The sequence below is a fragment of the Myxococcus dinghuensis genome (genome assembly GCF_024198235.1).
GTDB lineage: Bacteria > Myxococcota > Myxococcia > Myxococcales > Myxococcaceae > Myxococcus > Myxococcus dinghuensis.
Genome location: NZ_JAKCFB010000009.1, coordinates 216,373 through 230,101 on the forward strand (window position 1 = coordinate 216,373; position 13,729 = coordinate 230,101).

The following is a 13,729-nucleotide window of genomic DNA, read 5'->3' on the forward strand; positions in this document are numbered from 1 at the left end:
CAGCGGGTTTGGGTGAGCCCGCGCACGCTATTGGCACATTGACTAAGAAATCAATGGCTGGCTGACAAAGCGCGTTATTCGTGTTTTATCTTCCGGACAGCACGTAGCGCCCCTCCTTGTTCAGCTCTCGTGAGACACCCTGGAGGAGGTCGTGGAGACGGACCTCGTGGGGCTCGCGGAGGACGGCCTTCAAGGCGGCGTAACGCAATGCGTTGATGATGGCGCCGCCCGCGAGCTCGTACTCCCTGGCCAGGCGTGTCAGGTCCACGTCGGGGGCGAGCTGGAAGGGTTTGTCCCGCAGGCAGGCCTCCCAGAGCTTCAGGCGCTGCGTGGGGCCGGGGATGGGGAAGTGGATGGTGGACTGGAAGCGGCGCGCGAAGGCCTCGTCGAAGTTGGAGCGCAGGTTGCTCGCGAGCAGGGCGATGCCGGGGAAGTCCTCGATGCGCTGGAGGAGGTAGGAGATCTGCTGGTTGGCGGCGTGGTCGTTGGCGTTGCGCGACTCGGTGCGCTTGCCGAAGAGGGCGTCGGCCTCGTCGAAGAAGAGGATCCACCGCTGGTGTTGGGCGTGGTCGAAGAGGCTGGCGAGGTTCTTCTCCGTCTCGCCGATGTACTTCGACACCACCTTGGAGAGGTCGACGCGGAAGACGGGCAGGCCCGTGGCCTTGCCGAGCAGCGCCGCGGTGAGGGTCTTGCCGGTGCCGGGCGGGCCGTGGAAGAGGCTGCGGAAGCCGGGCTTGAGCTGCTTCTTCAAGCCCCAGTCGTCCATCAGCGTTCCCTGGTGACGGGTCCAGGTGAGGATGTCCTCGAGCTCGTCGCGCACGCCGGGGTCGAGCACCAGGTCCTCCCACTCGAGGAGCGTGGTGATGCGCTGGGCGGGGAACTCCGGGCCGAACGGGGGATGGTAGGTGCCTCCGGTGGTCAGCCGCTCCAAAGACTCCGGGGGGAGCTGGAGCGCGGCGCTCAGGGGCGGCTCCTCCGGGTGTCGCCGGTCCAGGCGCAGCACGCGCCGGGCGAACAGGGGATGTTCGGGGTGGAGCAGGCGGTGGTGGGCGAGGCGGGCGTGGAGGTCGTCTCCCGCGAGCAGGAACAGCGCCGTCTCGCCGGTGGGCAGGAAGCCTCCATGCGAGGTGCCGGCCACGCCTCCGAACTCCGTGAAGCGGCGCTCCAGGGCCTGGTTGCGGATGAAGAACGCGTCGAGCGCCTCGGGGCGCACGTGCGGGACGAAGGCGAGGGCGAGCAGCAGGCGCTCGTGGGGGCCCAGGGCGAACTCCCGCACGAGGTCGGCGTAGGGCGCGCCCGGCGCGGGGAGCGGGGGAGGTGGATGGGTGTCGAGGAGCGAGCCGGGGAGGGATTCTCCGGCGTGCTGGCGCAGGCGCAGGTCCAGCCACTGGCTGAACCACCCGAGCTCCTCGTGGAGGAAGGCGGCGTTGGCCGCCAGCGTGGCGGAGGGCTGAGCGCTACCAGGAGACATAGAGGGGCTGGGGCATCCACGGGTGGGTGATGATGGAGAGGCTCCACGGCACCTGGTCCACGAGCACGTCGAGCGTCTTGCGCTGGACCTGGAGCTTCCAGCGGTCCTCGAGGTGCTCCAGGCGTCCCTCGCGCTGGAGGAAGGTCTCTCGCAGGCCGGCGACGGAGGTGTTGGAGATGATCTTCCAGTGGGCGATGACGGCGCGGAGCAGGCGGTCGCAGAGCGACTGTTCCTGCTCGGTGAGCTGGATGCTGGCGGGGACGGGCGTGGGGATGGGCAGGCCGCAGAGGATCTTGTTGAGGACGAGCAGCGGCTCGGGCGTGGAGGTGCTGCCGTCGACGAGGTACTGGAGCAGGTGGACGGCGCGCGTGGCGGGCTCGGGGTCGAGGAACGCCTTCCCGTCCTCGACGCGCGACAGGCCCACTTCCCGCAGCAGGTGGGGCACGAAGGGGCTGGTGAGCACGAGCCCCGCGTTGCCGATGTAGATGGGCGCGACGTCGGAGGCGTGGGCTTCGGCGCCCAGGCGGAAGGACGTTCGACGGGAGTCGGAGGCGGAGCCGCGCGTGTGACGAGGGCTGGCGCGTGACGAGGTGGCGCGGGTCCCGAGGAAGACGTCGCGCCGGCGGCGGAGCAGGGACTCCAGCCGGTGGGCGGAGCCGGAGCGGGCCAGCTCGGTGGCGCGGTCCACCAGGCGTTCGATGAGGTCGGGCGTGTCGGTGTCGTTAGCCGGGGACCCGCGGAGCTGGGGGGCGAAGTGCTGGAGGAAGCGCGTCACGACCTGTTCGAGCGTGAGCAGGGCTCCGGGGCGATGACCGAGCAGCTCCAGGATGAAGCGCCAGAGTGCGGGACGGTCGGGTCTCGAGATGCCACCGGCGCGCGCCACGTCGTTCCAGGCGTCGGAGAGCAGCTCGACGGTCGCGAGCATCGACGCCTGCATCCGAGGGGCGAGCAGGGCGGTGAGTCGCGCGAGGAGCGACTCGGGCAACACGCGAGCCCAGTGCTCACGCAGGTGGGGGCGTGACAGGTGCTGACGGAAGAAGCCGAGCAGCAGCTCCGGGGTGTCCTCGAGTGTTCGTTCAGTGAGCCGCAACAGGGCGTCGTCCGAGAGTCCGGCATAGCGGTCGGCGCTCTGACCGAGGAGGAAGGCGAAGAGGGCTTCTCGCAGGTCGTGCGTGAGCGGGGATGCGCTGGACGGGAGGGCGTTGGTGAGGGTGGGGTCCGGGCTGGCTGGTGGTGTCCCAGGTGCGGGGCTTCGAGACGGGATGGCCCCGACGCGTGAGACTCGCTCAGCGGTGTCCGACGAAGGTGAGACTGCGTCGAGGTCTGGGCGAGGCGTCCGCGAGGTTGTGTTCTCGTGGGTGGCCTGATCGGGCGTGGAGCGTGGCGAGCCATGGTGAACGGCGGTAGCCGTTCGTGGCGTGTCGTCAGCCGTGGATGCAGGAGGCTCGACCGGGGAGCGAAGCTGCTCCTGATGGCGGCCAGGGCTCGATGGATGGCGTGTGGTGCGCGGCGAGCCATCGTGGAGGACTGGGCGCGCTTGGGATGTGTCGTCTGTCGTGGAGGTCGGAGGTTCGGCCCAGGAACGAGTTGGCTCCTGGTGAGCGCCGGGGCCGAACGAAGGGGGCGTGGAGCGCGGCGAGTCATCGTGGATGACTGGGCGAACTCGAGATGTGTCGTCAGGCGTGGATGATGGTGGTTCGGAGGACGCGTGAACCTGCGTCTGGTCGGGGGCAGGACCGGATTGGGGGCGCGTGCCTGTATCGACGGGCGAGGTAGCGAGCGGCGAGCCGACGTGGGTGGCTGGGCGAGTTCGTGGCGTGCCATCTGTCGCGGAGGCCGGAGGGGCCGCCGAGGAGCGAGGCTGCTCCTGGGTTGAGAGGTGACCGGGCGGGTGGGGTGTTCCGCCATCCGCGGGTGACGTGGCGAGCGGTGAGCCACCGCGAATGTCTGGCCCCGCTTGTACGCGGGCCTGGGCCGTGGACGCTGAGGGCTCCGCGGAGGCGCGAGTCTGCTCCTCACGCGGGGGAGGGCGAGGACTCCGTCGCGTGTCGTTGTCACCGATGGGCAGCGAGACCTCAGAAGAGGCGAGAGTCAGCACCTCGCTCATGTCCGAGCGGAGCGTCCGTCGCATGTCCTCGCCGCTGATGGGGGACAGGGACTCAGCGGAGGTGAGAGATGGCGCCTCGCTCATCTCTGGGCGAGGCATCACGCTCACGTCGTTGGTGTCGAGAAGTTGCGAGGGCTCGGAAGATGCGAGAGGCCTCATCTCATCGCTCACGTTTGAGCGAGGCGTCCGCTTCACGTCGTTGATGCTGGAAGGTCGCGAGGGCTCGGAAGAGGCGAGAGGCTGCATCTCATCGCTCACGTCTGAGCGAGGCGTCCGCCTCACGTCGTTGATGCTGGAAGGTCGCGAGGGTCCGGAGGAGACGAGAGGTCGCTCCTCGCTCATGCCCGGGGGAGGCGTCAGTTGCTTGCCGCTGCCACCGATGGAGTGCGAGGGCTTGGAGGAAACGAGAGGCGGCACCTCGCTTATGCCCGGAGGCAACGTCAGCTGCGTGTCGCCGCCGCTGATGGGGTGCGAGTGCCCGGAGGAAACGAGCGGCAGCACCTCGCTCATGCCCGGAGGCAACGTCAGTTGCGTGTCGCCGTCGCTGATGGGGTGCGAGTGCCCGGAGGAAACGAGCGGCAGCACCTCGCTCATGCCCGGAGGCAACGTCAGTTGCGTGTCGCCGCCGCTGATGGGGTGCGAGTGCCCGGAGGAAACGAGCGGCAGCACCTCGCTCATGCCCGGGGGAGGCGTCAGTTGCGTGTCGCCGCCTCTGATGGAGTGCGAGGGTTCGGAGGAAACGAGAGGCAGCACCTCGCTCATGCCCGGGGGCGGCGTCAGTTGCGTGTCGCCGCTTCTGATGGGGGACGAGGGCTCGAAGGAGACAAGCGGCAGCACTTCGCTCATGCCTGAGCGAGACCTCGGTCGCGTGTCGTTGCTACTGATGGGCGGCGAGGACTCGGAGGCGGTGAGTGGCGGCGCCTGACTCGTGTCCGAGCGAGCTGCCCATCGCGTCTCTTCGCCGCCGATAGGCTGCGAGGACTCGAGGGGGCCGAGAGGCTGTGCCTGACTCGTGCCCTGGCGAAGCGTCTGTCGCGTGTCGTTGGCTTCTGAGGGCGCGGATTCGGTGCGAGACGAAGCCGCCACCTGTAGGGGACTCGCGTGAGTACGTCCTGGAACGTCGTGAACCGCGAACTGCTCAACGGAGGGCTGTCGTGGCCCTGGGAGAAGAGCACCGCTCATGGACAGCGGAGACTCCGTGGATGGCGAACTCAGCCCCTGCACGGAGTCCGGATGCGCACCCCGAACCTCGCCTCCTTCCCCGACCGGCGAGGACTCCGCGATGCGAGGTGTCTCCTGATGGCCCGAATCGAGTTTGCCACGCGTGTCGTCAGTGGTTGATGACGAGAACTCTCGTGAGCGAGGTGGACGCTGCTGCTCGTTCGTGTCTGCTTGGGGCGTCGATGCGGGCCTGTCTCCCCAGGCCGGAAGCACATCGCCGCGCGATGCCTGGAGCGACTCTGCGCCGCTGCTCGGTTGGCGGTCCCGTAGCGTGTCCACTCCCGTCGTGAGTGCCGCTTCCGTCGTCGTTCGTGCTGAGACCCTGTCACGGGCATCAGGCGTCGACGCCGCATGAACAGGTGGCGATATCGACTCCGACGCAGTGTCGAGCGTGGACGACGATTCGGTGGAGCGCCTCGCGGCTGCTGAGGAATCAAGTGCCTCCGTGCGAGCGACTCTCGGTCCTTCTGGCGTGGGCGCCGCGAAGCTGGCTGTGCCGCCGCCCACGCCCGTTGGCTCCATGTTCACGGCGGATGCGAGCTGCACCTCGGAAGCGCGTAACGCCTCTGTGCGTGTCGCGGAGATTGCCTCCGGATTCGATGAAGCAGGCGACGCCTCCGCCCATGAGTGCTCATCGCCGCGATGCATCTCGGACGTGGTGTCGTCCTCGGACCCCATGGAGGGCATCGCCGATGGAGTTGCCTCCGTCTCCTCCTCGAACCCGAGTGTCCGCAACGCCTCTCTGAGCGCCGCGACATGCTTCGCCGGGAGGTGGCCCACGCTGCTCCACCGCAAGACCACCTCCGCGAGCGCGGAAGTAACATCCGAGGAGACACTCCTCCCGAACAGGAGGCTCACCACCTGGAGGAAGGTCGCGGCTGTCAGAGGGGTGGTCTCTCCCAGCCGGAGCAGTTCCGTGAAGACCGCCTGTCGGGCCTCCATCCTCCCTCCAGGGAGGACCCGCTCCGGGAGTTGCTCCAGCGCGGAGAGGAACGCCCCCATCGTCCCTGCCTCGCGTGGCCGCAAGACCTCCATCACCCGTTCGAACAAGGGGCGCGGGCTCATGACGACAAGGGCCCTTCTCAACGGCTCCGCGTCCCGGAGCGCGAGCAGGAACAGCCGTGCGTCCTCCGGGTGGTGCGCCAGCAGCGCCTCCAGCAACTCGGGGACCGAGGGTTCCCCGGACCCGACCTGTCCATCCCGGAGCCGCTGGGCCAGCACGGCCTTCAAGGCATGGGCTCCCCAGTCGCGAGGCTCGGTGGAGAACGTGGAGGGGGGCTCTCTGGGGGGGGCTCCCGTGGGGGCCGCGAACGCGTCGAGGACCACGGGCGCCCCGTCCAGCAACGCGGCCATCACCCGGGCGAAGAACAGCGGCTTGTCGTGGGCCCTCGCGATGAACACGGGGAGCGCCGAGCGCAGGGGGCTGCCGGCTTCTCCCGACGGCGGCATCAGGCGCACCAGCAGTCGCGTGCGCACCTCCTCGGGCATCCTGCGCACCGCGCGGACGAGGGCCTCCATCGAGCCCTCCGTGGACTCCCAGGACAAGGCCCTGCGCAGCATCGACCTCGGCAGCTCCGGTAGCGCGGACAGCGCGCGCTCCACCGTCAGCTCGGGAGTCCGCACCGTCGTCGACCAGGGCAGCACGCCATGCTGGAGGTAGTAGCGGAGCGCTTCGGTCAGCGTGTACCGGACCGTGGCCGCCATCCGCGCGGGCTCGTCGTCCCAGCCTTCCTCGCGCGTCTCCTCGCGAGTGGCGGTCACCGTCGCGGACACCTCCGGGGGCAGCTCCTCCACCAGCTCCCCGATGATGGACGCCAGCGACGAGAGGACGGGGTGCCGCTGGCGGATCTGATCGAGCCCCAGCGCGAGCGTCGTGACCAGCTCCGTGTAGCCCAGTCCCTGGCTCTCCGACACACCCTCCAGGAGCTGGCGCATCGCGCTCTTGCGGTTGAACTGCGAGCCCGCGTCGCGCACCAGGTACGTGAGCGTCAACGACCAGAGCAGGTGCGAGAGCTTCTGGTCGCTCAGCGGGAGCACGGGCTCCACGCGGTGCAGGGCCTGGAGGCTGATGATGTAGTCGATGAGGATCGCTGCGTGCTTGGGCTCCAGCAGCGTGAGGAGCCGCTCCAGCAAGGGCTGGTCGAGTTGGAGCACCAGCCGCTGGATGACCTGCGCCATCCACGCATGCCGCCCGATGAGGCGGACGAGCGCCTCCGGGTCGTTCTCGGCCACGCTCGTGAACAGCGCGCCGAAGGAGAAGCGCGCGCCCGTCGGCGCCCAGAACGGGAGCGTCCCGTGGACCAGGTAGTACTCCATCAACTCCAGTCGGAACTGCGCCTCCGTCCGGGGTTGCTCGCCTGGCGGCGCGGACGACCGCCGCTCCCGCACGGCCTGCTCCACCACCTCCCGCAGCCGGAGGGCGAGCCGCTCCGCCACCACCGACTCGAAGTCGTTCGAGGAGACCGTCCCCAGGTCCACATCGAGCCGGTCGATGCGCACGTGGAGGCCAGGGACGTCCACCGCGTCGAAGACCTGCTCGATGATGGCCAGGAGCCGCCCGCGGTTGAACGGGCCCAGATGGGGTTGCAGCGCGCGCGCCTGGGCCTCGGATTCGACGTCCAGCACGAGCGTCTGCTTCCGGATGCGGTGATGCGAGCCCGTCATGCGCCATCCGCCTCGGGTTCGCGAGCGGCGACTTCGAGGAAGTCTCGCAGCCGCGCGGACGTGGTGGCGATGCTGGACGGGTCCTGGTCCCGCAGGGCATTGCGCCAGGCCCAGTAGAGCCGCTCGAAGCCCGCCATGCGCGTGGGCCCGAGGAAGAGGCAGTCCGTCACGACCAGGGCCGGCGCGTTGCTCCGGATGACCTCGCGTGCGAAGGACTGGTACTCCGTCGTCTTCCACTGCCCCGTCGCGGTGGAGATGACCGCCGTCAACGTGAAGCCGTAGGCGAACGTGTCCTCGTCGGAGCGACGCGCCGAGCGCAGCAGGAGGTGCTCCACGATGTAGAGCTGCGAGCGACGACGGTTGAGCCGCCGCACCTGCTCGACGAGCCCGTGGGCGCGGGCGACGGCGCTCTCCGTGTTCGCGAACTTGCCCACCAGATGCCAGCCGCGCGCGCCCGGCGACCGGGAGACCAGCGACACGGAGGACTCCCCTGGCAACGTCCCCACGCGGAGGTTCTCCAGCGAGCCCGCGGCCCCCAGGAACTCCGCGCTCACCGAACGCGAACGGAGCGGGGCGGTCGCCTCGGGCGAGAGCGACTCGGGGGCGGGGAGTGACGAGACGGCGGTGAAGCGCTCCTCCAGCATGTCGGTATGCCGGGCGAGGGCGCGGCTCTCCGGGGCCTGCGTGCCCGCGTCGGAGATGTCGAGGAACAGCTCGTCCAGGACGTCGATGAGCGGCGACGCATCCCCCAGGTCCATCCCGAGCTGGATGCGGCTCTTGATGGCCATGCCCGCGATGTTCGCTACGCCGGGGCGCTCCAGGTAGTCGATGCCCCGGCCCCGGTCCTGGGTCGCGTGGACGAGGTGTCGCAGCAAGGCCAGCTTCGCCTCCATCAACCGCTCCGCCTGGGTGGACTCCGTGCCTTCGCCCCAGGCCCCTCCGGCGATGGTGTCGATGTCGAGCGACTCGGCGAAGAGGGCCAGCAACACGTCGAGGAAGCGGTTGCGACGCTCGGTGACCGGGTCCTGGCTCGCGACGAGCTGGGCGAGGCCGCGTGCATACCCGGACGCGTCGCTCTCCTCCGAGCTCCCATGTTTGAGCAGCGGCTCGACGTCGGGCACCTCGCCCGTGAGCAGTTGGAAGAAGTAGGTGCGCCGCAGGTCTTCATCCGTGGAGAACAGGTCGCGCGTCCGCTCCAACTGCGCGAAGAAGTCCGCGAGCAACTGCTCGAACACGAGCAGGTAGCCCTTGAGCTGTTTGGCCTGCGCGCGTCGCACGGGGCTGGTCACGTCCGGCAGGCCCGCCGCGCTGATGCCGTAGACGAGCGGGTACTGGTTCTGGATGGACGTGTAGCGCCGGAAGTCCCGGCGCTGCCCCTGGGGCATGGGCAGGAGCTGGGTGTACTGGGGACGCAGCGGCCACGTCCGGCGCTGCTCGGCCCACAGTCGCTCCAGCTCGCGGCGCACCCGCGCGGGCTGCGGCTTGACCTCGACGCCGTTGCGGAAGAGTCGGATGGAGAAGCCACCGCGCCGTGCTTCCGAGCGGGTGTCGAGCGCCAGCACCTGGTCGACGGGCACGGAGAGGGTGCCGTCGGGCTGGGTGGCGACCGTGTCCCCGACGCGCAGGCTCACGCGCCGGACGCTGGTGACACCCGGGGACACGACCATCACCTCGAGGAGGTCGGGGATGGAGATGGAGGTCGCCTTCGGCTGGAGCTCCGCGTCGGCGATGAAGCCGTTGAGCATCAGCGGACCCTCGAAGATGTCCTCGGTGCTCCGTCCCGCGGCGAGCAGGGCGGAGAGCGACTCGCGGCGCGGCTCGGGGGCGAGGCGGTTGCCCAGGTTGAAGAACAGCGCCGCGAGGATGCTCTCGGGGGAGAGTCGCTCGTCGATGCTCACCTCCGCGGTGACGGTGGCGGTGACGGGTTGAAGCAGGCGGGTGTCCCGGAGGTCCTCGCACAGGTCCCGGTGTCGCGAGTACACGCGCCGGGCCTTCTCGATGAGGGCCTCCGGCCCCTGGTCGTCGCTCGCGCAGCAGTCCGCGCCCGGTGCGTAGAGCCAGAGGTCATGGAGTCCGGGGACCGGGTCCTCCTCGCTGGGGGACACGGGCGTGAGCCACACGTTGGCGAGCCCGGGGACGCGGTCGAGGAGCAGCTTGCGGTAGTCGCGCTCCGTCACCGGGTTGCACGGGAGGATGTCGAGCGCGGGGAAGAGGGCCTGCCGCTCTGGCTCGAGCTGGCCCGTGACGGGGTCCAGCAGCAGGTCCTCCAGCGGGAACTGCGCGCGATAGGACAGCTCCGTCAACGCGTAGCAGACCTGCTCCAGCGTGGTGACGCCTGGATCGTGCTCGTTGTAGTCGGTCCAGATGTTGCCCGCGAGCTGCTGGACGAGCCGCGTGCCCTCCTCCTTGAGGGCCACGTAGTCCATGCCCTTGTTGGCGGGAGGCGTGGCGGTGACGGTGACGGGCTCGGCCATAAGGAGTCCTCGGGAGGCGCGGCGTCAGTAGCCCTCGGCGGCCAGTGCTGGCGCGGGGGTGCTCGCGTCCGTGATGTCGTGATGGGTGGCGGAGGTGAGGAAGTACCAGTCGGAGTCCAGCTCCGCCGGCTCGGGCGCGTGCCGCAGCTCGAGCGAGTAGAGCAGCGACACGTACGGGCGCGTCTGGATGAACTCGGAGAGGTCCGCCTCCGTCGCGTACTGCCCCCGACGCGTGGCCCGCGCGGCGTCGTAGTACCAGGGCGACAGGTACTCCACGAGGTCGCGGTCGAGCCGCTCGATGCTCTCGCCCACCTCCTCGCCGTCGCGGAAGCGCACGCGCGCCGCCACCGTGACGCGGACGTAGACGGGGTTGACGACCTGGACTTGCGCGAAGGGACTCGCGCGCGCCTGGAGATAGGCCTGGATGTCCTCCAGCACCTCCGAGCCCACCTGCGGAACCGTGGGGTCCACGGACGCCGTGCCCGCGCGGTCGGGCACCACGACCACGAGCACCGCGCCGGGGACGGAGGACCGTCGCAGGGCCTGGGCCGGGAGCGCGGCCACCTTCCAGATGGAGGGGTAGCGCTCCAGCACCAGCCGCTCGTAGTCCCAGGGCAGGATCGCCCGGGCCTTGTGGCGCAGCCGCTCGCCCGCGCGCACCTGGAAGGTGCGAGGTGTCTCGGGCGGCCGTCCTCCGAAGGAAGGGAGGGGCTGGGTGATGGTGCCGACGTCCGGCAGCTCCTGCACGGAGACGGTGATGGTGCCGGCGGGCACCGGCGTGTCCACGTCCGCTCCCGGGGAGCGCCGCGTCGCCACCAGCGCGTGGGGCGTGATGTCGAGCGTCCGGGGGAAGGCGTCGGCGTCCTGTTCGACGCTGGCGCGGACCCACTGGTACGTGTCGGGGAGCAGCGTGGTGCCGGACGAGCTGAACGCGGGCAGGTCCAGCTCCAGGATGCCCGTGCCCTGGAGCCCGCGCGTCGAGTCGGAGAGGACCTGCGACGCGGGCAGCGCGTTCCAGCCCGTCTTCGTGAGCAGGTCGTAGCGCACGGGGGGCGGCGCCCCGGGGCCTTCATACGTGCCGCTCATCTGGAACAGCAGCGTGAGCGACTGTGCGAGGTCCAGCCCGGAGAACCCGAGGAAGAGGTTGGCCGGGGCCTTGAACCTGGGCAGCAGCGAGGCGGGCCGCGAGGCGTCGCGCGCGGCGGCGTGGTAGCCGTCGAAGGGCAGCAGGTGGAAGTAGCGCAGCTCCTCGCGCGTGCAGCTCGCGGTGTAGTGGACGCTGAGCTCGAAGAGCCGGGGCGTCCAGGGCGGGTTGGGGTACTTGAGGGGCGTGGCGGGCTTCAGGCACTTCGCGAGGCACTCCTGCATGCACTTCGCCCACTCCTCGCCTTCCTTGCCGGCGCAGGCCTCCGCGCACTTCGCCTCGCAGCCCGCGGTGTCGGGCAGGTCCGCGAGCACGGCGTTGAGCACGTTGAGCGTGTAGAGCGACTCGCCGAAGGCATAGGGCGGCGTCGTCAGGCGCAGCTCCAGCGCGCTCTTCTCCGGGTCGTAATAGGCGGGGGGCGTATGGGATTGGAGGGTGAAGTCCTCCAGCTCCGTGCCCGGACAGAGCGCGCCGGACTTCTCCGGTTCCGGGTCGGCGCAGTCGTTCTTCGTGCGGAACAGGTAGCTCTCCACGCCGTCTTCTTCCGTGGAGGCTTCGGACGTGCTCGTGGGGACGATGGGTTGCAACGTCCACGAGCCCGGTTGGAGTACGCGCAGCTGGGCCTTGAAGCTCTGGTTGTCGAAGAGGTTCGCCGCGGGCTCGCCGTCCGGACCGATGACGTAGTCCGCGTAGTAGCCGCTGAAGCCCGTCGCGTCCTGGGGCAGGTTGAACCAGTCGAGCGTGAGCCGCAGCGTGTCCGGCTTCTTGATGAACAGCTCCGCGTGGTGGATGCGCAGATAGGAGCCGACGACGGGTGTGCCACCGAACAGCAGCCAGGGCGTGCTCGGGTCGATGTCGCCATCGGTGTTGTCCAGCCGCAGTCCCGTCAGGTCCTCCACCCGGGTCTCGAGCTCCAGCGCGGCGAAGTCCACCGCGTCGAGCAGCGACAACGGGTGGACGCTGACGCCGTTGCCCAGCTCCACGGGTTCGGACTTCAGGAGGGCCCTCAGCGTGGGCAGCTCCGGCGCGGGGCCCGTCGCCGACGGGACGATGGCGGGGACGGTGGTGGGAAGCTCGAAGCGCAGGCCGAACCCCGTCACCTGGGGCTCCGTCACCGTGGCGACCGCGGGGATGAACGCGTCGTAGGACTCCACCGGGAAGAAGCCCTCGGAGATGGAGACCTCGAGCGTGAAGGCCGCGCGGAGGACCTCCAGGAAGAGCGTCCGAGGGTCCTCTCCGGTGGCGGTCGCCAGCGCCTGGAGCAGGGGCTCCAGCCTCTGCGACGACTCCGGCGACAGTTGCACGCTCAACGTCACCGCGCGCGTGCCCCCCGTCAGCAGCAGGTAGCGGGAGGCGACGGCGAACCCCAGGCGAGCGGGGACCGTGCGGGTGGTGGACGTCTCTCCCACGTCGCGCGCGCCGAAGGTGGCCCAGCCCGGGCGCCGGGCATCCGGTGGCTGTTCGCCCGCCGCGTCCGTCTCGATGGGCTCCAGCGGCATCTCCGATGCGAGCACCTCCCGCGTCACCACCGGCACGTCGTCGACGGGCTGTGCACCCGTTGGGTCGAACAAGGGGCCCTGGAGTACCCGCAGCGCGAGCCGTTGCTGCACCGACGCGCGTGTGACGCCCACGGCGTTGTCCGCGCCGAAGAGGATGTCCTCGCCATCCGGCCGCTTGCCCGCGGGGAAGAGCGTGTCGCGAGGCACGCTCGACGCCGTGAACGCCTCGTCCTCCGCCAGCTCGAACGTCAGGTACGTGCTGTCCGGCAGGGCGCCCCCGGGACTCAGGCGCAGCACCTGCCGGTGGTAGAAGTCCGCGTAGCGCCCCGACACCGTGTTCACCGTGTCCTGCGCCGTGCGGAACAACTGCACGAAGGCCATGTAGAGGGCCAGGTGCGGCGGGTGGTCGCCGGTCGCGAGCACGGTGGGCAGCTCCGCGCGCGCCAGGCCCTGCGCGCGGGAGAGCATGTCGAGGAACACCTCCATCCGCGCGTCGAGCTGACCGAACGCCGCGCGGGCTCGTGCCTCCTTCGTCGTCCCCCGGTAGGCGCTCGCTTCGGGCACCAGCTGCTGCACGCCCCAGAGGGGCAGCATGCCCGCGAGGTCCAACGGCACGGGGCGGCCCAGGGCCTGGGGCGAGCCCGCGCCCAGGGCGAGGCTCCCCACGGCGCGCAGCGCGATGGACAGCGGCCCCTCGATGGCCTCCGCCAGCAGGTTCCCGAGCAGCCGCCCCGCCTCGCCCTGACCGCCCAGGCCCGCGCCGCGCAGCCACAGGTCGAAGCGCCGGGCGAGTCCGACGACGACGTCGACGCCGTCCGACAGCGCGCGGAAGGCGGCGTCGGCCGAGCGCGCCGCGTCCATGTCCCGCGCGGCGCGCAGGAAGCGCTCCTCCACGCCGTCCGCGGACATCGCGTCGATGGAGGCGAGCACCATGACGGGGTCGGCGAGGAAGAACTCCACCCAGTCCCCGTCGCGCGTGTCCTTCAGGTCGTAGAAGTAGACGAGGGCGCCGAAGCGGGGCGCGAAGTCGAGCAGCTCCGAGCGCGTGCGCCCGTCCACGGGCGCGTAGCCCTCCTCCAGGGCGCGCAGCCAACGGTCGTACTGACTGGGAGCGTCGTTGATGGCGACCTTCGTGTCGCGAGGCGCCAT

Annotated in this window: 4 protein-coding genes; all 4 read right to left on the reverse strand. The window is 70.1% G+C overall.

Features of this window, described 5'->3' with window-relative positions; all coding sequences use genetic code 11:
• Window positions 1-85: 85 nt before the first annotated feature.
• From LZ198_RS15520 to LZ198_RS15535, 4 genes are read right to left on the reverse strand one after another with little or no spacing between them, the layout of a single operon-like run.
• Complete coding sequence (locus tag LZ198_RS15520; RefSeq protein WP_253972736.1) at window positions 86-1,471, reverse strand: ATP-binding protein; 1,386 nt, start codon at window positions 1,469-1,471, stop codon at window positions 86-88.
• On the reverse strand, window positions 1,458-7,463 hold the full coding sequence (locus LZ198_RS15525) for a contractile injection system tape measure protein (RefSeq protein WP_253972737.1): 6,006 nt from the start codon (window positions 7,461-7,463) through the stop codon (window positions 1,458-1,460). The genes LZ198_RS15520 and LZ198_RS15525 overlap by 14 nt, the downstream gene beginning before the upstream one ends.
• Window positions 7,460-9,937: a hypothetical protein gene (locus LZ198_RS15530; protein WP_253972738.1), complete on the reverse strand. Its 2,478-nt coding sequence runs from the start codon at window positions 9,935-9,937 to the stop codon at window positions 7,460-7,462. Before LZ198_RS15530 ends, LZ198_RS15525 begins: the two co-directional genes overlap by 4 nt.
• 24 nt (window positions 9,938-9,961) lie before the next feature.
• The gene (locus tag LZ198_RS15535; protein ID WP_253972739.1) at window positions 9,962-13,729 is read right to left on the reverse strand and encodes a baseplate J/gp47 family protein; all 3,768 of its coding nucleotides are present in this window, start codon (window positions 13,727-13,729) and stop codon (window positions 9,962-9,964) included.

What these genes read in the sequence shown, in the direction of transcription:
- LZ198_RS15520 (WP_253972736.1), bottom strand. Translation starts at nt 1,471, where the DNA reads ATGTCTCCTGGTAGCGCTCAGCCCTCCGCCACGCTGGCGGCCAACGCC.
- LZ198_RS15525 (WP_253972737.1), bottom strand. Translation starts at nt 7,463, where the DNA reads ATGACGGGCTCGCATCACCGCATCCGGAAGCAGACGCTCGTGCTGGAC.
- LZ198_RS15530 (WP_253972738.1), bottom strand. Translation starts at nt 9,937, where the DNA reads ATGGCCGAGCCCGTCACCGTCACCGCCACGCCTCCCGCCAACAAGGGC.
- LZ198_RS15535 (WP_253972739.1), bottom strand. Translation starts at nt 13,729, where the DNA reads ATGGCGCCTCGCGACACGAAGGTCGCCATCAACGACGCTCCCAGTCAG.